The sequence below is a fragment of the Altererythrobacter sp. genome (genome assembly GCF_050299635.1).
Taxonomy (GTDB): Bacteria; Pseudomonadota; Alphaproteobacteria; order Sphingomonadales; family Sphingomonadaceae; genus Erythrobacter.
This window is the reverse complement of the sequence record NZ_JBNKWF010000005.1, coordinates 105,638-126,689: the sequence shown is the minus strand read 5'-3', so window position 1 is coordinate 126,689 and position 21,052 is coordinate 105,638. Positions and strand designations below refer to the sequence as shown.

General features: G+C 60.1%; 21 protein-coding genes and 1 tRNA gene. 5 read left to right on the top strand and 17 right to left on the bottom strand.

The features are described from left to right. From ACQY6C_RS04110 to ACQY6C_RS04070, 9 genes are all read right to left on the bottom strand, one after another. Complete coding sequence (locus ACQY6C_RS04110) at positions 1-1,155, bottom strand: 1-deoxy-D-xylulose-5-phosphate reductoisomerase (protein ID WP_427965098.1); 1,155 nt, start codon at positions 1,153-1,155, stop codon at positions 1-3. Then, positions 1,152-1,829, bottom strand: coding sequence for a phosphatidate cytidylyltransferase (locus tag ACQY6C_RS04105; RefSeq protein WP_427965095.1), 678 nt, complete (start codon positions 1,827-1,829; stop codon positions 1,152-1,154). The genes ACQY6C_RS04110 and ACQY6C_RS04105 overlap by 4 nt, the downstream gene beginning before the upstream one ends. Then, complete coding sequence (gene uppS, locus ACQY6C_RS04100; protein ID WP_427965092.1) at positions 1,816-2,502, bottom strand: polyprenyl diphosphate synthase; 687 nt, start codon at positions 2,500-2,502, stop codon at positions 1,816-1,818. Before uppS ends, ACQY6C_RS04105 begins: the two co-directional genes overlap by 14 nt. Before the next feature lie 36 nt (positions 2,503-2,538). Continuing rightward, positions 2,539-3,096, bottom strand: coding sequence for a ribosome recycling factor (gene frr, locus ACQY6C_RS04095; protein WP_427965089.1), 558 nt, complete (start codon positions 3,094-3,096; stop codon positions 2,539-2,541). Between the two features lie 3 nt (positions 3,097-3,099). Further along, the gene (pyrH, locus tag ACQY6C_RS04090; protein ID WP_427965086.1) at positions 3,100-3,822 is read right to left on the bottom strand and encodes a UMP kinase; all 723 of its coding nucleotides are present in this window, start codon (positions 3,820-3,822) and stop codon (positions 3,100-3,102) included. A gap of 133 nt (positions 3,823-3,955) precedes the next feature. Continuing rightward, complete coding sequence (gene tsf / locus ACQY6C_RS04085; RefSeq protein WP_427965083.1) at positions 3,956-4,891, bottom strand: translation elongation factor Ts; 936 nt, start codon at positions 4,889-4,891, stop codon at positions 3,956-3,958. Between the two features lie 94 nt (positions 4,892-4,985). Continuing rightward, positions 4,986-5,741, bottom strand: coding sequence for a 30S ribosomal protein S2 (gene rpsB, locus ACQY6C_RS04080; RefSeq protein WP_427965080.1), 756 nt, complete (start codon positions 5,739-5,741; stop codon positions 4,986-4,988). A 564-nt stretch (positions 5,742-6,305) separates the two neighbouring features. Next, positions 6,306-7,109 carry a CDP-alcohol phosphatidyltransferase family protein gene (locus tag ACQY6C_RS04075; RefSeq protein WP_427965205.1) on the bottom strand — a complete coding sequence of 268 codons (804 nt, stop codon included), beginning with the start codon at positions 7,107-7,109 and terminating at the stop codon, positions 6,306-6,308. A gap of 44 nt (positions 7,110-7,153) precedes the next feature. Next, the gene (locus tag ACQY6C_RS04070) at positions 7,154-7,906 is read right to left on the bottom strand and encodes a phosphatidylserine decarboxylase (RefSeq protein ID WP_427965077.1); all 753 of its coding nucleotides are present in this window, start codon (positions 7,904-7,906) and stop codon (positions 7,154-7,156) included. Between the two features lie 136 nt (positions 7,907-8,042). Here ACQY6C_RS04070 and ACQY6C_RS04065 point away from each other — a divergent pair, with 136 nt between their 5' ends. Next, positions 8,043-9,101 carry a phosphatase PAP2 family protein gene (locus ACQY6C_RS04065; RefSeq protein ID WP_427965074.1) on the top strand — a complete coding sequence of 353 codons (1,059 nt, stop codon included), beginning with the start codon at positions 8,043-8,045 and terminating at the stop codon, positions 9,099-9,101. Here ACQY6C_RS04065 and ACQY6C_RS04060 read toward each other — a convergent pair. Next, a complete protein-coding gene (locus ACQY6C_RS04060; RefSeq protein WP_427965071.1) occupies positions 9,062-10,192 on the bottom strand; it encodes a beta-ketoacyl-ACP synthase III in 1,131 nt (376 codons plus the stop codon). The genes ACQY6C_RS04065 and ACQY6C_RS04060 overlap by 40 nt on opposite strands. Before the next feature lie 168 nt (positions 10,193-10,360). Between ACQY6C_RS04060 and ACQY6C_RS04055 the strand changes: the two genes are divergently transcribed. Next, positions 10,361-10,687, top strand: a complete 327-nt coding sequence (locus ACQY6C_RS04055) for a hypothetical protein (RefSeq protein WP_427965068.1) — start codon at positions 10,361-10,363, stop codon at positions 10,685-10,687. Between the two features lie 359 nt (positions 10,688-11,046). Then, positions 11,047-13,080: a hypothetical protein gene (locus ACQY6C_RS04050; protein ID WP_427965066.1), complete on the top strand. Its 2,034-nt coding sequence runs from the start codon at positions 11,047-11,049 to the stop codon at positions 13,078-13,080. Here the strand turns inward: ACQY6C_RS04050 and ACQY6C_RS04045 are convergent. Together ACQY6C_RS04045 and ACQY6C_RS04040 are read right to left on the bottom strand one after the other, a co-directional pair. Next, complete coding sequence (locus ACQY6C_RS04045) at positions 13,073-13,231, bottom strand: helix-turn-helix domain-containing protein (RefSeq protein ID WP_427965063.1); 159 nt, start codon at positions 13,229-13,231, stop codon at positions 13,073-13,075. The two genes, ACQY6C_RS04050 and ACQY6C_RS04045, sit on opposite strands and share 8 nt — an antisense overlap. 30 nt (positions 13,232-13,261) lie before the next feature. After that, positions 13,262-13,347 (bottom strand) — tRNA-Tyr (locus ACQY6C_RS04040). 150 nt (positions 13,348-13,497) lie between these two features. Here ACQY6C_RS04040 and rlmB point away from each other — a divergent pair. Together rlmB and ACQY6C_RS04030 are read left to right on the top strand one after the other, a co-directional pair. After that, entirely contained in the window at positions 13,498-14,292 is a 795-nt protein-coding gene (rlmB, locus tag ACQY6C_RS04035) for a 23S rRNA (guanosine(2251)-2'-O)-methyltransferase RlmB (protein WP_427965060.1), read from the top strand. A 9-nt stretch (positions 14,293-14,301) separates the two neighbouring features. Further along, positions 14,302-15,153, top strand: a complete 852-nt coding sequence (locus tag ACQY6C_RS04030; RefSeq protein WP_427965057.1) for a hypothetical protein — start codon at positions 14,302-14,304, stop codon at positions 15,151-15,153. Between the two features lie 22 nt (positions 15,154-15,175). Here the strand turns inward: ACQY6C_RS04030 and ACQY6C_RS04025 are convergent, their stop codons facing one another. From ACQY6C_RS04025 to ACQY6C_RS04005, 5 genes are all read right to left on the bottom strand, one after another. Then, positions 15,176-15,718 (bottom strand): fasciclin domain-containing protein, encoded by a 543-nt coding sequence (locus tag ACQY6C_RS04025; protein ID WP_427965054.1) that lies wholly within the window; start codon positions 15,716-15,718, stop codon positions 15,176-15,178. A gap of 56 nt (positions 15,719-15,774) precedes the next feature. Then, on the bottom strand, positions 15,775-16,683 hold the full coding sequence (locus ACQY6C_RS04020; RefSeq protein WP_427965052.1) for a hypothetical protein: 909 nt from the start codon (positions 16,681-16,683) through the stop codon (positions 15,775-15,777). Positions 16,684-17,009: 326 nt separating this feature from the next. Beyond that, on the bottom strand, positions 17,010-17,282 hold the full coding sequence (locus tag ACQY6C_RS04015) for an HU family DNA-binding protein (protein ID WP_427965049.1): 273 nt from the start codon (positions 17,280-17,282) through the stop codon (positions 17,010-17,012). A gap of 269 nt (positions 17,283-17,551) precedes the next feature. Next, entirely contained in the window at positions 17,552-19,948 is a 2,397-nt protein-coding gene (gene lon, locus ACQY6C_RS04010; protein WP_427965046.1) for an endopeptidase La, read from the bottom strand. Positions 19,949-20,066: 118 nt separating this feature from the next. Further along, positions 20,067-20,888, bottom strand: a complete 822-nt coding sequence (locus tag ACQY6C_RS04005; protein ID WP_427965044.1) for a hypothetical protein — start codon at positions 20,886-20,888, stop codon at positions 20,067-20,069. Positions 20,889-21,052 lie beyond the last annotated feature (164 nt).

The following is a 21,052-nucleotide window of genomic DNA, read 5'->3' as shown; positions in this document are numbered from 1 at the left end:
TTAGGCGTGCTCCAACAGTTCCTGCACATTTGCGCGCGCTTCCGCGTCGACGCTTAGAACGTCGTCGAGGCATTTCGGCGCGGGCAGGCTATAGCGGCTCAAGGCTTGCTCGACCATTACCGGTATGCGGGTGAACCCGATCTGACCGGCGAGGAAAGCTGCAACCGCAACTTCGTTGGCCGCGTTGAGCACGGCAGGGGCCGCACCGCCTGTCTCGATCGCTTCGCGCGCCAGCCGCGTCGCCGGAAAGCGGGTTTCGTCAGGCGCAAAGAAACTCAATTCGCCAATTGCCGCCAAATCGAGCGGCGCCATCGGCGTATCCATCCGGTCTGGCCAGGCGAGACAGGATGCGATCGGTACGCGCATGTCGGAAGGGCCAAGCTGCGCCAGAGTCGATCGGTCGCGATATTCGACCATCGAATGGATCACGCTTTGTGGATGAACGATGATACGCAAGCGCTCGAGCCCGACCGGGAACAGGTGATGCGCCTCGATATATTCGAGGCCCTTGTTCATCATCGTCGCGGAATCGACGCTGATCTTCGCGCCCATGTCCCAATTGGGGTGTGCCACGGCTTGCGCTGGAGTTGCAGCGTGGAGCTGTTCCTGCGTCCAGGTCCGGAATGGGCCCCCGCTGGCGGTGAGCGTGATCCGCGCGACATTGGCCAGCTCGTTCCCGGCGAGGCACTGGAAGATCGCATTATGCTCGCTGTCGGTTGGCAGCAGCGTCGCCCCGCTCTCATTGACCGCACGCATCAGCACGTCGCCGGCGGAAACCAGCGCTTCCTTGTTAGCGAGCGCGACCGTCCTGCCTTGAGCGATGGCCGCCATGGTCGGTGCAAGGCCGGCGCATCCGACGATAGCGGCCAGGGTGAGATCGACCGGGCGGGCTGCGGCTTCACATAGCGCGTCACGTCCCGCGGCGACCTCGATTTGCGTGCCAGATAGCGCCTCGCGCAATTCTGGCAGGCGCGCTTCATCCGCAACGACAGCAACCTTGGCGTCGAACTCGCGCGCGAGGCTGGCCAGCTCGGAGACCCGACCGTTGGCTGTCAGCGCTTCGACCCGCCAGTCCTCGCGATTGCGGCGGATCAGGTCGAGCGTCTGCTCGCCCACCGACCCGGTCGCACCGAGGATGGAAATCGAGCGGGTCATGGATGCGCCGCCCACAGGAAGGAAGCCATGATCGATACCGGCAACAGGCCATCCACCCGGTCGAACACGCCGCCATGACCGGGGATCAGGTGCGAACTGTCCTTCACGCCTGCCTTCCGTTTGAGCCAGCTTTCGAAGAAGTCGCCAGCTTGCGCAACCACGGCGAGCAGCGCACCAATTGCAAAGGCCAGGAACAGCATAGGCCGCACCACAATCTCGCCGGTGTTCCATGCAAATGAACTGGCCGCCACCAGACCCGCAGCAATCATGCCTCCTACAAGGCCGGACCAGGTCTTTGAGGGGCTGATAGACGGCGCGATCTTGGGGCCACCGAAGGTTCGACCGCTAAAATAGGCGCCGGTATCGGTTGCGATTACCACTGCCAGCACTCCGATCAACACCCCGACGGGCAACGCGATCAGAGCGAATGCAGCTCCCCCGATATAGGCCATCCCGGCAATCAGGGCCAAGGCTTTGCCGCTCGCACTTTTTGCCACCTTGCTCACTAAGATGGTGAACTCGACAAGACAGGCCAGCGCCACCAGTGCAATAAAGGTATCCAGCCAAACGCCACCCAGCCACAGCGCCGCACCCGCCACGGCCAGCATGACCACCGCAGATGCTACCCGCACCGGCAGATCTGATTTCTTCTTGGGGGCCTCACCTTCCGCCATAGCGGCGCTCCCTCTTCGCGAAATCGTCCAGCGCCTGCTGCAGATGCTCGGGCGTGAAGTCGGGCCACAGCGTGTCGACGAACAGCATCTCGGCATAGGCCGATTGCCACAGCAGGAAATTCGACAGGCGGATCTCCCCGCTGGTACGGATCAGCAGATCGAGCGGTGGCAGATCCACCGTATCGAGATGCGCCGCGATGGTCTTTTCGGACACTTCGCCAATTGCCGCCGCCTTGGCAGCAGCGCGTGCTATCTCCTGCTGCGATCCATAGTTCAGCGCCACCGCCAAAATGCGCGAGCCCTTGCTCGTCTGCTCCAGCGCATCCTCGAGCATGGCGACGATATCGGGCGCGAGCCCCTGCCAGTCGCCAATGATCTTGAGCCGCACATCATTGGCGACGAATTCCGGCAGGTCCGATTTGATGAACTTGCGCATCAGGTTCATCAGATCGTCGACTTCGCCCTCTGAACGCTTCCAGTTCTCGCTGCTGAAGGCATAGAGCGTCAGGCAATCGAGCCCCATTTGCTCGACAGAGCGCACCAGCTTGCGAACCGCCTCGACGCCGCGCTTGTGACCCATCGCACGCGGCAATCCGCGTTTCTTGGCCCAGCGTCCATTGCCATCCATGATGATGGCAACATGTCTTGCACGGTTGGAACTGGGGTCAGACATTTCGTAAACCGCTTGGACTGAGCTCGACCGGCCCAATCACTGAGTCAGGATTTCCTGTTCCTTCTTCGCCGCAGCGGCATCCGCTTCGCCGACATATTTGTCGGTCAGCTTCTGCACTTCATCTTCCAGACGCTTGCGGTCGTCTTCGGAGATTTCCTTCTTCTTCTCGTCGGCCTTGAGCGCTTCCATCCCGTCACGCCGGACGTTGCGGATCGCGATCTTCGCATTCTCGGCATATTTGCCCGCCAGCTTGGCCAGTTCCTTGCGGCGTTCCTCCGTCAAATCGGGCATGGGCAGGCGTATGGTCTGCCCGTCGATCATCGGGTTGAGCCCCAGATTGGCATGGGCAATGCCCTTCTCCACCGGGATGACATTGGCCTTGTCCCACACCTGCACGCTCAGCATGCGCGGTTCCGGCGCGGAAACGGTCGCCACCTGGTTGAGCGGCATCATTGCGCCATAGACTTCCACATGCACCGGATCGAGCAGGCTGGTGTTGGCGCGCCCCGTACGCAGGCCCGCGAGATCGCTCTTCAGCGCTTCCACCGCGCCATTCATGCGCCGTTCGATATCGGCCTTTTCATATTGTGCCATTGCTCAGGCTTCCTCTTGTACGATTGTCTGCACGCCCTTGCCTTCGAGCACGCGGGCGACATTGCCCTTTTCGCGGATCGAGAACACCACGATCGGTATGTCATTCTCGCGGCAAAGCGCAACCGCCGCCGCGTCCATCACCTTGAGATTATCTGACAGGACCTTGTCATAAGTGATCGTCTCGAAACGGGTCGCGTCAGGATTGGTCTTGGGATCGGCATCATAGACGCCATCGACGCTGGTGCCTTTCAGCAAGGCGTCGCAACTCATTTCCGCCGCACGCAAAGCTGCGCCCGTATCGGTGGTGAAGAATGGATTGCCGGTACCCGCCGCAAAGATCACGATGCGACCTTTCTCGAGGTGCCGCTCGGCGCGTCGGCGGATGTAGGGCTCGCACACGCTGCTCATCGGAATTGCGGACTGCACCCGGGTCTGCACGCCCAGCTGCTCCAGCGCATTCTGCATCGCCAGCGCGTTCATCACCGTTGCCAGCATACCCATGTAATCGCCTGTGGTGCGGTCCAGTCCTTTGGCCGCAGCCGAAATCCCGCGGAAGATATTGCCACCGCCGATCACCAGGCAGATCTCCAGCCCGGCGTCCTTGGCTGCCTTCACCTCTTCCGCGAGGCGCGAGACATAGGCGGGATCGATGCCATATTCCTGCTCGCCCATCAGCACTTCGCCCGAGAGCTTCAGGAGGATGCGCTTGAGTTTGGGGAGTGGCATCGTTGCTATCAATCCGTCTAACAGGTTTGGAATTGCGGCGTTCCTTAGCCGCCTGGAACTCCATGCGCAAAGGGAAAGGCCGCCAGCCCACATTGGGACCAGCGGCCTTTCCTTGGTCTTGCAAGAAGTGCGATCAGCCGGCGACGGCTGCGGCAACCTCCGCCGCAAAGTCGCTCTCTTCCTTTTCGATGCCTTCGCCAAGCTGGAAACGGACATAATCGACCAGCTTGATCGACGCGCCAGCTTCCTTGGCGATGCGGGCAACATATTCCTCAACGGTCGCCTTGCCGTCCTTCACGAAGATCTGGCTCAGCAGCGCATTTTCCTTGGCGTATTTCTTCACCGCGCCTTCGACCATCTTTTCCTGCACGTTTTCAGGCTTGCCGCTTTCGGCAGCCTTCTCGGCAGCGATCTTGCGCTCACGCTCGATCACGTCGGCATCAAGGCCATCGGCATTGAGCGCCAGCGGGAACATAGCAGCCGCATGCTGGGCAATATCACGGCCCAATGCAGCAAGAACGTCGGCGTTGGCATCGCCTTCGAGCGCCACAAGCACGCCGATCTTGCCGAGGTCCTGCGCTTCCGGCGAAACGGCATTGTGCATGTAGGCGACAACTGCGCCCTGCCCGACCGAAACGGTCTTCATGCGGCGAACCTGCTGGTTTTCGCCGATGGTCGCGACGTTCTCGGTCAGCTTGTCAGTCACAGTGCCGCCATCGGGATAGGCAGAGCCCTTCAGCGCTTCGACATCGTCATTGCCAAGACCCAGCGCGACCTGCGTGGTCTTGCGCACGAAGTCCTGGAACTTGTCGTTCTTGGCAACGAAGTCTGTTTCCGAGTTGACCTCGACCGCAACGCCCCTGGTGCCTTCGACGGCCAGGCCGATCAGGCCCTCGGCCGCGGTACGGCTCGATTTCTTCTGGGCAGTAGCGAGACCCTTCGCGCGCAGCGCGTCGATCGCGGCTTCCATGTCGCCATTGGCTTCGTCGAGCGCCTTCTTGGCGTCCATCATGCCCGCGCCGGTCTTCTCGCGCAGGGCCTTCACATCAGCGGCAGTGAATGCAGCCATGGTGATTTCCTTCTCAAATAATTATCAGGCACCGGGACCGATCTGGTCGATCGCCCGGCGCACTATGTTGCAAGTGTTACGAGCGCGTGGCGCGTCAGGCGGTCGCTTCGGCCTCTGCCGGCGGCTGCTCCATCGCGCCAACGTCGGCACCCGAATCCGCGACTGCACCGCCACGACCTGCGGTCGCTGCACCGGCAATTGCATCGCAGTAAAGGCGCACAGCGCGGCTGGCGTCGTCGTTACCCGGAACCGGGAAAGCGATACCTGTCGGATCGACATTGGTGTCGAGCACCGCGATGACCGGAATGCCGAGCACGGCGGCTTCCTTGATCGCCAGGTCTTCCTTGTTGGCATCGATCACGAACATCACGTCGGGAATGCCGCCCATGTCACGGATACCGCCAAGCGAAAGCTCAAGCTTGTCGCGTTCACGGGTGAGCTGAAGGACTTCCTTCTTGGTGAAGCCCGAAGTGTCGCCCGAAAGCTGCTCTTCAAGCGTCTTGAGGCGCTTGATCGACTGGCTGATCGTCTTCCAGTTGGTGAGCATGCCGCCAAGCCAGCGGTGGTTGACGAAGTGCTGGCCCGAAGCCTTCGCGGCCTGCGCGATCGGCTCCTGCGCCTGGCGCTTGGTGCCGACGAACAGCACCTTGCCGCCTGCGCGGACAGTCGATTCGACGAAGTCGAGCGCGCGCGCGAACAGCGGCACGGTCTGCGACAGGTCGAGAATGTGAACACCGTTGCGGGCGCCGAAGATATACGGCTTCATCCGCGGGTTCCAGCGGTGGGTCTGGTGGCCGAAATGCGCGCCGGCCTCGATCAATTGCTGCATGGTGACGGTAGGAGCCGCCATAATTCAATTCCTTTCCGGTTATGCCTCTGGAAAGCAGGAACCTCGTTGCGGCCCAATAATTGGGTGATCCCGCGAGAGGCACCGGTATGTGCGCCTTCCATGTGGATTTTCCGCGTTTGGGACGCCCGGAAATCGGACGTTCTTCCTGCGGAAGGCGCGCCCATAGCCCCCGATTCTGTAAAAATCCACCCTTAATCGCAGTGCTTCTCGCGGCATCCTCGCCCCAGCCCAGCAAAAACCTGCTTGACACAATGGAACAAATTGAGAACAAGGGCGCTATTGGAACAAACGAGGTACAGACGGGCCCTCAACAGAGAATGCACAGCTTCTCAACAGGCTTGTCCGGCCCCGGAAAGCGAGACCGACCGATGATTGCATATCTACTGATCGCCCTCTTCCTGATTGCCGCTTGTGCTGCCGGCATCAGCTTGATCGACAGTGCCATTCGCGGCCGCAATGCGTGGAAGGTCATTCGCCGCGAAATGATGCAAATGCGGGCTGCCAACACCGCTCCGGCCAATGTTGTGGTTCTGCGCCCTGCCCCGATGGCAAGCCGGAGTCCGGTTACGCGTCGGCCTGCCCAGCAGATGCCGCGCGCCGTTGCCGCTTGATCCGTCCGTATTTCACAAGGCCGTATGGCATCAGCGCGAGATAGACGAGGCAGATCGCCGCCAGCGTCCACCACGGCTCCATCAGCAGAGCGGTAAAGGTAATTCCGGCCACCGCGATCAGCTCCAGACGCACGTGACGGCGCGGGCGGATCGAGCTCCAGCTCAGCGTCGCCATGTTGGAGATCATCAGAAAAGCGATGAGCGCAATCCAGATCGCAAGGTTCACCGGATTGCGGAATTCCGGAATGTCAGTCGCCATCCAGAGGTAGAAAGGCAGAAAGGCCAGCCCCGCCCCGACCGGAGCAGGGACACCAGTGAGGAAGCCGGCTGATTTGTGCGGCTGCTCGTCAACGTCGATCTGGGCATTGAAGCGGGCGAGCCTGAGCGCGCAGCAAATGGCAAAGGCCAGCGCCGCGAACCAGCCGAGCCGGGGCAGATCCTGCAGCGACCAGAGGAACAGGATCAGTGCGGGCGCCATGCCGAAGCTGAGCGAATCCGCCAGACTGTCCATCTCCGCCCCAAATCGTGACTGGGCATTGAGCAGTCGCGCGATTCGGCCATCGATCCCGTCGAGCAAGCCGGCGAGTATCACCGCCAGCACCGCAAAGCTCCACTCGCCCGCGATGGCAAATCGAACGCCGGTCAGGCCGGAACACAACGCCGCCGCAGTAATCGCATTGGGCAACATGGCGCGCAGCGTGAGACCACGCGTGCTCTTGCCAGTCACGATTTCGTCTTCGGCCGCCTTCGGCCCTATTCGCGGTCGTTCGACATCACCTTCGCGGGACGGCGAGTCATCGCTCACTGCGCAATACCTTCGAGCAGCTTTTGCGTCCCGACTTCCGCAAGAACGGTTTCGCCGGCAATCACTCTCTGACCCAGCAAGACCTTGGGATCCGTACCGGCAGGCAGATACACATCGACCCGGCTGCCGAAGCGGATCAGCCCAACCCGCTGACCCACCGCAACCAGATCGCCCGGCTTCACGAAGGGCACGATCCGGCGCGCGACCAATCCTGCGATCTGAGTGAAGCCAATCGACAGCCCGTCCTGTCGTTCAATCAGGATGTGCTGGCGTTCGTTCTCCTCACTCGCCTTGTCGAGATCGGCATTCATGAACTTGCCCGGGATATAGATTACCCGCTTCACCAACCCGCCCACTGGCGCACGATTGATGTGCACATCGAACACGCTCATGAAGATCGAGACGCGCGTGACCGGCCCGGAAGGCAGGCCCAGATTCCCGGACCCGTCGTCAACCTTCAATTCCTCTGGCGGTTCGACCTGGGTAATCAGCGAGACCAGGCCATCGGCCGGGGCAACGATCGCGTTTTCATCCTGCGGAACCACGCGCTCGGGATCGCGAAAAAAGGCGAATACCCCTGCTGACAGAAGCAGCATCGGCCAGCCGACGATCTCCCAGTCCAGAAGCAACAAGGGGATCATGCTGATCGCAACCGCAATCAGCCCGAATTTGCGCCCTTCGGGGTGAATCGGCGGCCAGCTCCAGCTGACTTCGCCGCGCCCCTGATTATCGAGTACTTCGCCTGCCATGTCCCGCATCTAGGCGTTGTGATTGGGCACGACAAGCGGATAGAGCAGCCAGGCTGTTGGCATCGACACATGCCTCTAATGCTTTGTGAACCCGTAGCTGGTATGGGATCCGAGCCATCTACACCGGGGGTTACGCGTGGCGAGGAAGCTTTGGGGCGAAGTCCCGATCTACATATTTGCCCTGATCGGCACCTGCGTGTGCATCTATCTGTGGCACAAGTTCGATGTCGATTTTGGCGTAGCGAACCTGCTTGTGAATGCCCGGCTTTTCCTGGCGGCAGGTCTCGTATTGGGCGCCATAAAGCTGTTCAGGGACCTTGCCCGCTATCGACCGGACAGTCCGATTGCCTGGTTGCGCACGCATTACTGCACACCGGCCGCATTCAAGGCCTTCCTGGCCGGAATGCCGCTGATCGTGATCGGGGCCGCCATAGTACCCGCATTTTCATCGCTGAAATCGATGATCCCGCTATTTACCGACTACACCTGGGATCCGGTCCTCATCGCCTGGGACCGCATGATCTTCTTCGGCCGCGATCCCTGGGAATTGCTGCAGCCGGTGCTGGGGTATCCGGCCATCACGGCGGGTCTTGCCGTAATCTATCACCTTTGGCTGCTGCTGCTCTACCCCGGCGTTTTCTACATGGCTTTTGCCAGGCAGATTGACCGGGACACCAGGCGCGCCTTTTTCCTGAGCTACATCATGGGTTGGAGCCTTGTGGGGGGCTTGCTGGCCACCATGCTGGCTTCGGTCGGCCCGGTTTTTGCGGAGCCCTTGCTCGGAATTACGGATTTCGTCGCACAGACAGACTACCTGCGCGCCGCGAACGAGCAGATCCCGGTCATGGTGGTTCCCGTGCAGGACATGCTGGTCGAACGTTTCATGGCGAGCGAGCGCGGGCTCGGCAGCGGGATCACCGCCATGCCATCCATGCATATTGCAATCTGCGTTCTCTACTGGATCGCAATGCGTGAGGTTTCACCGCGCCTGGGCCGTTACTTTCTGGCCTTCATGATCGTCATCTGGATCGGCTCGGTTCACCTCGCCTACCATTATGCGCTGGACGGGCTCGCATCGCTGATCGCCATGGCGGCGATCTGGTGGTTCGCAAAGCGGCTGTTCAAATTGTGGGACCGGCTGCCGATGCCCTTCGCTCAAGCCATCTTGCGCACGAACACCGTGCCGGCCGAATAACCCGCGCCAAAGCTGCAGATCAGGCCCACATCCCCGGCGGCCAGATCGTCGCTATGCTTGTGGAAGGCGATGATCGAACCTGCGCTCGACGTATTGCCATAGCTGTCGAGCACCGTCGGGCTTTCATCTTCGCTCGCTTCATGGCCCAAAACCCTTTGCGCAATCAGCCGGTTCATCCCGGTATTGGCCTGATGCAGCCATAGGCGGCGCAGCGAATGCGGATCGATCCCCAATCGCTCCGCCTGCTCGACGATCATCTTCGCAACCATCGGCACGACTTCCTTGAAGACCTTGCGCCCTTCCTGGACGAACAGCTTGTCCGGTCCCTCGGCGCTTTCGGGATGTGCCCGGTTGAGGAAGCCGAAATTGTTGCGGATGTTGTTCGAGAACACCGTCTTGAGCTTCGTGCCCAGAATGTCCCAATGCTCTGCTGGCGCAATCTCCGCATCTTCCACCAGCACCGCCGTTGCGACGTCACCGAAGATGAAGTGACTGTCGCGGTCGCGCCAGTTGAGGTGGCCGGATGTGACTTCGGGGCTGACGACAAGCACACTCCTGGCATTGCCGGAGCGAATATAGTCGGCCGCAGTCTGGATCCCGAATGTGGCCGACGAGCAGGCAACATTCATATCAAAACCGAACCCGTCGATCCCCAACGCGTCCTGAATCTCGACCGCGATCGCCGGATAGGGCCGCTGCATGTTCGACGCGGCGCATAACACGGCATCGACATCCTGGGGGTCGCGCCCTGCCCGTTCCAGCGCCTGCCGCGCCGCCTTGACGCCGATCTCGGCCATGATCGACAGCTCGTCATTGGACCGTTCTTCCCAGCGTGGCGCCATGATCTCGGGATCGAGAACGGGCTCCTTCGCCATCACATGGCGCGCCTTGATCCCGCTCGCCTTCTCGATGAACTCGACCGAGCTGGGCTGAAGCGGCTCCAGTTCACCTGCCGCAATCGCATCGGCATGGGCCTCGTTATGGCGCTCGACATAAGTGTTGAAGCTGGCAACCAGCTCTTCATTTGTGATGACATCCTCGGGCGTGAACAGGCCGGTCGAGGATATGACGGGGCGTGGCGTAGTGCTCATGGCGCGATTGACTATCCCCGCTTCGGGCACACGGCAAGATGCGACCTCACTGGCAGAAACGGCGATGCCTCTGGATAGGCTCCGAAAAAAGCGGGCTTCGCAAGATTGTCACAATCGGACGCGTATATTTCGCTTGCATGAGCACCGAGCAATTGCCACTTCGCTGCAATGCAGCATAACTCAGACAGTCACGAATCAACGATGGAAGCCGTAGTGCGGGCCATCCAGACGCGCCGCGTGATCGAAGCCGAATATAACGGGACGCGGATGATGCTCTCTCCGCATCAATTGTTCGTCCGCCACGGTTCGGTATTCATCAAGGCCTATAATCCCAGCAAGAGCCGCAGGCATGATGAAGAGCCGACGCTCGGCGTCTTCAACATCGTCGGGATGAAGAACGTAATGCTGACAGAACAGTCGTTCGAGCCACTTGTCGACTTCGATGGCCAGCTTCCCAGGGGCGACGAGACTTCACTCGAAATGGTCCGCAGCTGACCGGGCAGCTCCCGCAACCGGCACACCGCCGCGGCTTGGCTTGCGCTAACTGATTAGAGGCTGGTGGTGGCAGGGCTTGATTCGAACCGGAAAAATAACGCTTTGAAATCAATTTAGTACTTAAGGGAAGCGCAAACGCTCCCCCACACTCTCCCCCACATTTTCGTTCAATTAACGGTGGTTCGGTTCAGCGTTTTGGTCGAAAAGCTGAATAAATGGGCGGCTCGCGGAGCGCCTTATCGCAACATAATTGAACGCTTTGGCGCTGTCCAATCGACGGACAGTTGCCAGGTTCAAGCCCGTTGTGCCGTACCTGTGGCAATTTCGAAATTCAGAATGCATACACCGGTTGTATGCATTTGGACGCAAAACCGAATTTCAGCGACAGGGCCAGCAAATTGAAGTCTTTCCCATTCCTATTGGCCGCGTTTTCGCTGACTATCGGTAGTCCTGTATCAGCCCAGTCTGAGCAGCTGGATTTCGGCCCGCAGTTTAAAACCGTCCTGGCCGTCGCCCGCCTGAATGCGGATTGCTACGGTCGGCAGCCTTGTGTCGTCCCCTCACGCCCTTCTCAGTTGCTGCAACAAGAAATTGATGGCGCAGGTTGGATCGGCATTGGCGGCGGCGAATACGTTGATGGCTATCAAAACGGCTTGGCTCGCTATTTGATCGAGCAGAAGGTGCGTCTTCAGATCGATCCTAACTTCTCGGCAGCGGATCGAGGTCGCGCAGAACTGGCGTTGAATACTCTCGGTGGCTACTGGGATTGCCTTGATCGCCACATTCGGTTGGCAGACGAGAGTGAACTGGCGACCGATGCTGCGCTAGATGGCTTGGCAGAGGGCGCTTCCGACAATTGCTCCGAGCATCGCGTTCAGGCGATGACGCGCATCGCGCCAGATGCTCCTGATTTTGCCAAATTTAACCCCATCCGCGATGGCGGTTTGTCTAATGCAGGAATTGCTGAGGTCTTGCACGCGATCCAACGCTTTGCCGTTGCGTACAACGCAGGCTTGCGAGGCTATCGACACGGCCACGCGATTGAGCTGATCCCCCTGCCCGCACCAATCGTGGCGCAATTATCGCCAACAGCATCCCCGCTTGCAACTCCTGCAACACCACGGGCGGTTGAAGCCTTCACGCTGTCGAATGATGATTGTGTTAGCGTCCACGCCGATGGTGACCCATGGAGCGAGTGTGGGTTCCAGTCGTTCGCTGTCAGTCCCGATGGTACCAGAGTTTTGACCGTCAGCGCGCGTGGGACAACCCAGTTATGGAACGAGCGAGGAGAGGAAATCCGCAAGGTTGTGTGGAGCGACCAGCCAGGTGGTGCAAGCGGTTATCCAGATGGCCGCACGCTCATCTTCGGGCAGTACGCAATCGCAGTCGTCCATCAAAACCAAACTGTCGTTCTGGATTTGGCCAGTGGCGAAATACTCGCTCAGAATGCAACCGACGCAATGTTAATCGACGAACTCAGGCCGGGCACCGTAAATAGCGCATTGGTCGGTTTCATGCTGTGGGACTGGCATGGTCGCCGTGCTGCGGAGCTTTCCTTGCCGGACGGTCAACTCCAGGAGGTAGAGAATCTCGATGACCTCAGGAGGGCTGGGCCCGGATATTGGGTTAGCGGCAGACAAGCCCCCTTTACCCTACATCGTCCTGACAGAACACCGACCGAACTTTCGCTCGAGAGATCGTGCATGCCAATTAACGAGCGCTATTGCAGTTGGCGCGATATTCCAGGTCAGTCGGTGCATGTCTTGAGTATCGAAACCGGAGAATGGAGTAGTTTCGATCTCGGCCGGATCTTCTCAGGCCAGGAGAGCATCGAGGTCGTTCCTGCTGGGGATACCCTCTTCGCAGTCATTTGCGGACGCGCAATCTACTACGTTCCCACTATCAAACCTTGCAGCATCAGGAATCTCCGGGAGGGAGGAGAGCTACATCAGTTTCAAGCAACACGATATCGGACTGCTGGTTTTGTCTCCTCGAGCGGTCTGGCGGAGATTCGTCTGACAATTCAGACTGGCGATGAGTGGCGCACAATCACCGTCACCGAGGATGGCAATGCCTACACACTCGCTGAGGATGAGGGCGCGTGGCTTGGATCTCCGGATGGAAACCTGCTTGTCTCTCGTGGCGACGATCAAAGTGCATTGACTACTCCGCGCGGTGAGGAACTTGTGCAATTTCCATTTTCGGCTCGGAGTTGCGGCATTGGTTGGCCGAATTGGTCTACACAATGCAGAATTGCCGCGAATGGCAGGCGCTGGCTTGTCGCACGAAGGCCACCCTCAGATTCTCAAGATAACCAGCTAGCACTTACCATGTATGAGGTTCCGTCCCGTTTGGAAGTACCCGCAACGGCGCCAGACCAGAATCCTAAATGATCGGCATCAAGCGCGTTGGTCGCGCGCGCCGCCGCTTGACCAGTTCGTGTAGGCTTGCTGTGGTAACGCGCGTTGCTTTGCCAATCTTGACCGTTTCAAGTTCGCCACTGGAGATCAGCTCATAAAGCTTTGTGCGCCCAACACCGATCATGCGGGCTGCGCTATGGTTAGGATAGGCTGGTGGTGGACAGGGCTGGATTCGAACCAGCGTACGCTTGCGCGGGCAGATTTACAGTCTGCTGCCTTTAACCACTCGGCCACCTGTCCACACTGATCCAGTCGGATTTTTGCACACCGCCAAGGCGGCTCCGCATGCCGAGAGGCGCCCCTTTGGCGAAGCGGCGCTTGCCTGTCAATGGGGCGGCTGGCACAGGACGAGCCACAACGCACCGACAAGACGCAAACGCAGGAGTTTTCATGGCCAAGGGCGAGCGCAAACGCGCGCTCAGAGGAAGAGCGGGACGGATGAAGGGTGGACGCGGTTCGGGCCGCGCCACGTCCGGTCATGTCCGCTTGTGGGGTCGCCACGCGGTCGAGGCCGCGCTCAAGAACCCCGATCGCAGGCATCGCAAGCTGTGGGCGACACGCGAAGGCGTCGAATCGCTCGACGGCGAGCTGCCGCCAGATTTTCCGGTCGAATATGCCGAGGTCACCGATCTGGCGCGGCTGGTTGCACGCGACGCCCCGCATCAGGGCCTCGTGCTCGAATGCGAACCGCTGGAGGATATCTTCCTCGACGAGGTGCTGGACGGCGAGACCGGTCGCCCGCTGGTCATCCTCGACCAGGTGACCGATCCGCACAATGTCGGCGCCATCCTGCGCTCCGCAGCGGCCTTCGGTGCGGCTGCCATCGTCACGCAGGACCGCCACGCCCCGCCCGAATCGGGAGTGGTGGCCAAATCGGCCTCTGGCGCCCTGGAAACCGTGCCCTGGGTGCGTGTGGTCAATCTCGCCCGCGCGCTCGATGACATGGCCGAGGCGGGCTATTGGCGGATCGGGCTGACCGGAGCAGGCGAAGCCACGCTGGCAGAGGCATTGCCCGCCGGACCGGTCGCCTTGGTACTGGGCGCAGAAGGCGAAGGCATGCGGCACAATATCGAGGCGCATTGCGACGCCCTCGCCCGCTTGCCGATTTCCAGCGCAATCGAGAGCCTGAACGTTAGTAATGCTGCAGCAATTGCGCTTTATGCAGTCGCCACCAGACAAAGCTGAGGGATTCCAATGAAATCGCGCCTTCTATTCGCCCTGCTTGCTCCGCTGTTGCTGACAGGCTGCCTGCTTTCGCCCGGCAAGTTCAATTCGCAGCTCGCACTGATGAAAGACGGCAGCTTCTCCTATGCCTACAAGGGTGAGATCCAGATGCTCGCGCTCAGCAAGCTGGCGGAAATGGGAGCGGACAAGGAAGACAAGTTCGAAGCCAAGGACTGCTACGAGGACGATGGCTTTGAAACGCGCGAATGCACGGCTGGGGAAATCGCAGCGCAAAAGGAAGAGTGGGACGCCGGCGCCGATGCAAGGCGCATAGAGAAGAAGGAAAAGGCCGAACGGTTCAAGGCGATCATGGGCGGCGTCGATCCCTCCGATCCCGAAGCGGCCCGGGAACTGGTCGAAATGCTCGAGCGCCAGAAGGGCTGGAACAGTGTCAGCCACAAGGGTGACGGCCTGTTCGATGTCGATTTCGCAATTTCGGGCCAGCTCAGCCACGACTTTGCCTTTCCGGTGATCGAGAAGATGCCGATTGGCAGCAGCTTCGTGAGCGTGATCCTGCGCAAGGATGGCAAGGTCCGCGTCGATGCGCCGGGCTTCGCTGCGCAAGGCGCGGGCAATCCCCTTCAGGGAATGATGGGCGGCGTGATGGGAATGGCCGCTATGGAAGCGAACAAGAAGAAGGACGGCGAGCCGCCCGTTTTCGTCATGCCCGAGGGCACATTCACAATCATCACCGATGGAACGGTGCTGGCCAACAACACCGATGAAGGTCCGCAGGCTTCCGCTCAAGGCCAGGTGTTGGCGTGGGAGATCAACGCGCGTTCCGAACAGGCCCCGACCGCGCTAATCGATCTTTCGCGCTAGGGTTGTTCGTCAGACTCGTGACTCAAGGTTGAAGGAGCACGGCGTCGATCGGAATGGCGATGCTCGCATTGCTTGAGATCGACTCGTCTCCCAGATGGGCTGTGGTGCCATCGTCGCTGACCACCACGAGCTTGCCGTCCTGTTCCTTGAAGGTGAGCACGGTGTCATCCATCGCGGTCATCGTGACCTTGCCGTCCGGCACCGCCTCGATCGCAGAGGCGATATCTTGCAGCGTGAGATAGCCGGGCACGATCTGATGTTTCAGCATGGCCGCCAATGCAGCGCGGGCCTCGTCATCTGTGAATAGCGCTTCGCTATCATCCAGCTTGGCGTAGGCTGCATCCGTCGGCGCCAGCAAGGTGTAGCTGGCAACGCCGTTGAATATCCCGTCAACGCCGGTTCGCTCCAGCGCCGCAGCGGTCTTTGCCATATCGTCGGCATCGGCCAGCGCCGTCGGAATCGATTCGACCATCGCATCGCTTTCGGCAGAACTGTCCGAACCTGAACAGGCGGCGAGCGCCAGAACGGCGGCCGAAAGCGGGAGGGTCATTGCACGCAGCTTCATTAGCCGTGACTCCTTACTCTAGGGTCTGTTGGGATACTCCGGGCGGCCACAACCGGTCAGATCAGCAACTCGATCGCGGCCTGGACCAGGCGCGTCTCGGGATCGAGCTGGTAGATGTAGCCGTCATTGTAACGGTAATAGGCGTCCGGCCCGTCGCGATATTGCGAGCGATAGGAATAGGGGACGTTGTAAACGTCATACCCGCGCGGCATCGGCTGGCCGACAGTGACGTCCTGCCCGGTCAGCAGTGCCGCGATCGAAGTGATCGCCGCCGTTTCGGGATCGACCCGATAGACCGCATTGCCATAGCTGCGATAGCCATCGTTCACGCCGTAATAATTGCGATAGTAATCAGGCAGAGCATAGCTTCGCTGACCATCGGGCCAGACATTGCCGATCCGCAGGATACCGCCGAGCAGCGGCTCATAACCTGAGATCCGGCCATCGCGACCAAGGCGAAGCAGATAGCCATCGAGATAGCGATAGCTGCCCGAACGATAGCCGAACCAACCGGTGCGCTGCCACAACCGCTTCTTTGCCTGTCCCGGCGGCAGGCAACCATTGTGCTTCTTGGCCAGGCCCGGAGGGCAACCGGCAATCAGCCCGCCTCCGTGCCGATCACGGTGTCCGAAGCGGAAATCGTCATGTCGGCCATCGCGGCGGTCGCCCCGCCGATCCACAACCGGCATCACACCGGAACGCTTGCCATTGCCTTGCCCCGCCTGCTTGGCCTTGGCGGCAGGACCGGAAGCGCGATTTGCGGAATTGCCATTCGCAGGTTTCGCTGCAGCCTTGCCCTTGCCGTCCGGCTTGCCGGCACCCTTGGCCTTGGCATTGCCGCCGCCCTGGTTATGCATCTGTGCCTGGGCATTGCCTTTGCCTTGGCCTTTGCCCTTTTCGTTCGGCGCAGCCTGCGCTGCCATCCCCACCAAAGCCAGGCCAGCCGCGAGATATCCGAGTTTCATGGTCTGCAATCCCTTCCCATGCGTGTCTGGTCTCGTTCACCCCGCCAGACATTGATTTGGATCAGTTATCTTAACTGATCCAGGAGGCTACTCGCTTGTAATGAACCGTCAATGTATGGCGTCAAATAGTATCACGGCCAAGATTGCTAAGTTTGCGACAGGCAATTTCTATAAGCCCTTACGAAATGGTGGCGAATCGTCCAACGCCCGGTTCCGCCGAAACGAGGTGATTTTTGCCGCCAAAGACAAAGACCCCGCCGGCGTCTTGCCAACGGGGTCTTTTGTTTATCGGGGCGCAAATCCGCTGCGCCCAGTAGGAGCGCGTCTTAGTTGACGGCGTCCTTCAGGCCCTTGCCTGCCTTGAACTTGGGCTGGTTGGAAGCCTTGATCGTCATTGGTTCGCCCGTACGCGGATTGCGACCCGTCGACGCCTTGCGTTTTGCCACAGAGAAAGTGCCGAAACCGACCAGGCGCACTTCATCGCCCCCCGACAGGGCCCGGGTGATGGAATCGAAAACGCCTTCGACGGCGCTCGAAGCATCGCTCTTGGAAAGGCCGCTGGAGTCCGCGACTGCGCCGATCAGATCGTTCTTGTTCATTCTGGAAAACCCCCTCAGTCGAATAGATTCTGGTAAGCTGTTCGATGTTCAATGAATCGCGTCATTGAAAGCGGCTAGGTTGAGAACTTTTTGCCCGGAGTGTCAAAGGCAAATCCGGCGAAAAATGGCTCATTCCTGCCGAATCTTCGCCATTTGCGACGAACTGACCTTCAATGCCCCCAAATGGGGCAAGTTTGCTTCACGAGCATACAAGTAGCTGCGCGCAACGACTCTTCCGAGTCGCTGCGATGCAACATTTCTGGCCGCAATCAATGCGCTGTTGGTGCGCCCTCACCCGTTGCCGGATGGCCGCTCGGCTGGCTCGCGAGGTCGTCGGCCTCGGTCCATTCGATCGGTGCAGGTATTGAGGTAAGCGCCAGCTCAAGAACCTGATCGACATGCGAGACGGGGATGATCTCCAGCCCCTCTTTCACATTGTCGGGAATCTCCGCCAGGTCCTTCACATTCTCTTCTGGGATCAGGACTGTGTTGATGCCGCCGCGCAATGCCGCGAGCAGTTTTTCCTTGAGCCCGCCGATTGCCAGTACACGGCCACGCAATGTGACTTCGCCGGTCATCGCGATATCCGGACGTACGGGAACTCCCGTCAACGTGGAGACAATCGACGTCACCATGCCCACACCCGCGCTCGGCCCATCCTTGGGCACCGCACCTTCAGGCAGGTGGATGTGGATATTCTTGCGCTGGAAGATGGAGGGCTTGATGCCATAGGCCGGGGCCCGCGCCTTCACGAAGCTGAAGGCTGCCGCGATGCTTTCGCTCATCACATCGCCCAGCTTGCCGGTCGACTTGATCTCGCCCTTGCCCGGCGTGGTCACGCTTTCGATGGTCAGCAGCTCACCGCCGACTTCGGTCCAAGCCAGGCCGGTGACGGCACCGACCTGCGCTTCGTCTTCGGACATGCCGTGCTTGAACTTGCGCACACCTGCAAAGTCGCCGAGATTTTCTGGCGTGATCGTGACGCTCTCGACTTCCTTCTCAAGAATCTTGCGCAGGCTCTTGCGCGCCAGACGCGCGATCTCGCGCTCAAGCGTACGAACGCCGGCTTCGCGCGTGTAATAGCGGATCAGGTCACGCAGGCCCTCTTCGGTCAGTTCGAACTCGCCCTTCTTCAATCCATGCGCCTTGACCTGCTTGGGCAGAAGGTGGCGCGTCGCGATCTCGACCTTCTCGTCTTCGGTATAGCCTTCCAGCCGGATGATCTCCATCCGGTCGAGCAGCGGCTGAGGCAAGTTCAGGCTGTTCGCGGTGGTAACGAACATGATGTCCGACAGGTCGAGGTCCAGCTCCAGATAATGGTCCTGGAACTTGCTGTTCTGTTCGGGGTCGAGCACTTCGAGCAGGGCCGAAGCGGGATCGCCGCGGAAGTCCTGGCCCAGCTTGTCGATCTCGTCGAGCAGGAACAGCGGGTTCGACGTTCCCGCCTTCTTCAGATTGCTCACGATCTTGCCCGGCAGCGAACCGATATAGGTCCGGCGGTGACCGCGGATTTCTGCCTCGTCACGCACACCGCCGAGCGACTGGCGCACGAACTCACGACCGGTTGCCCGGGCAATCGACTTGCCGAGCGAGGTCTTGCCAACGCCCGGAGGACCGACGAGGCACAGGATCGGCCCCTTCAGCTTGTTGGTGCGCGCCTGAACCGCGAGATATTCGATGATCCGGTCCTTGACCTTCTCCAGCGCGTAGTGATCCGCATCGAGGATCTCCTGCGCCTTGGCGATATCCTTCTTTAACCGGCTCTTCTTGCCCCAGGGCAGGCCTAGCAGCACATCGAGATAGTTGCGGATGACAGTCGCCTCCGCACTCATCGGCTGCATGTTCTTCAGCTTCTTGAGTTCACTCTCGGCCTTGGTCTTGGCTTCCTTCGACAGTTTGAGCGTGTCGACCTTGGCCTGCAGCTCAGCGATTTCGTCACCATCGTCGCCGTCGCCGCCGCCGAGTTCGCTCTGGATCGCCTTGAGCTGTTCATTGAGGTAATATTCGCGCTGGGTCTTCTCCATCTGGCGCTTGACGCGCCCCCGGATCTTGCGTTCGACCTGCAGCACAGACAGCTCGCCTTCCATGAAGGACAGCACCATCTCGAGCCGCTTGTGCGGGCTAGATTCGGTCAGCAACGATTGCTTGTCTGCAACCTTGGCGGCGAGCGCGGCAGCAATCGTGTCCGCCAGTTCGCCGGCATCGTCGACATCGCTCAGATCGTTGCCGGCATCTTCGCCGAGCTTCTTGTTGTGCTTGGCATATTCGCCGAACTGTTCGACTGCCTGGCGCATCAGCGCGGTCACTTCGCTGCCCGAAGCCACTTCGGGCTCCTGAATTGCGACCTCCGCCAACTCGTAATCGCCTTCGCGCCGCATCGATTCGAGCTTGGCGCGCATGGTGCCTTCTACCAGAACGCGGACAGTGCCGTCAGGCAGTTTGAGCAATTGCAGAACCTGCGCCACCACGCCAACGTCATAGAGATCGTCACGCTCTGGATCGTCGCAACCCGGATCGAGCTGAGCGAGCAGGAAGATGTCCTTGCTCGCTTCCATCGCCGCTTCGAGTGCGGCAACCGATTTGTCACGCCCCACGAACAGCGGCACAACCATGCCGGGAAACACGACAATGTCGCGCAGGGGAAGGAGAGGAAATTGTTCGGTCATTCTCTGTCAGTCCACGGCCGCCAATTGGGCGCGCCTTTGCCCGGAATATGGGTACAGCCGCGCTCCCCCGCAATGGGTGGGATCGCTCTAACTGTGCAAAGGAGGGCCGACTCCGGCCTTAATTGGAGGCTTCGGCAGCACTGCGCCCGCCAAACCGTTCAAATATCGCGCTGACGGCCACCGGATCGATATTGCCGACGTGCGTATCCACCGAAACGAAGATCTTCCCACGCTTGATTTGCGTGTCATATTGCGCCGCAGAAACGCCATCCACGTCATGATCGGTCAGCATTTTGGCGATCGCTCCGCCGGTCGCGCCGATGATGCCGCTGACCGAGGCAATCGAAGACAAGGCTGAACCGGCGATCGCCCCAGCGGCCGCGACCGGCCCAACGCCCGGGACGAGGAGTATCCCGACACCCAGGACCGCCCCTGCGACGCCGCCGCCGGCTATCGCACTGGCCACACTGACCGTACTATGCCCGTCCGGCCAATTGGTGTCGGGATCCATGAACTGGCTCGCGCGGCACAGCAGAGAGATAGCGTCGCTCGGCACGCCTTCGCGATCCAGCTCCTTGATTGCGGATTCCGCCTCTTCACGGCTCTCGAACAGAGCCGTCAGGACATGGTCTTTCCTGACGTGCTCCAGTTCGCGCGCCTTGGCAAAGGCAGCGGCAAATCTGTCGCGCTCTGCATCGGTGCGAAACTGCACGCGCAGTCCGGCCGTTTCGTGCAGCTTGCGAATGCTGGGTGTGTCGGTGTTCTGGTAAAGCGTGCGCAAGAGCTGATCGGTGGTGGTCGGGCGCATCTTCTGATCAGTCCCGCGATTGATCCATTCGACATGGCGCGGCCGCGGGTGATCAGGCGGAAGATAATTTATGGCGAGCAGTTCTTCCGCCTTGATGACATATGCCGGGAGCGAGATGACCTTATGTTCCATAGCTTCGCAAGGCTGCAGTTTGCACTTCGTTCAAATGATGCCAGGACAGAGCAATATCCTGCCAAGATGGGTACACGATCGGCGCGATCAAGTGAACGGCAGCACGGCCCGCAAGCCACGGCTTTCAACGGTTATCTTGTCGGATTACCGCTGAAATCAGGCGG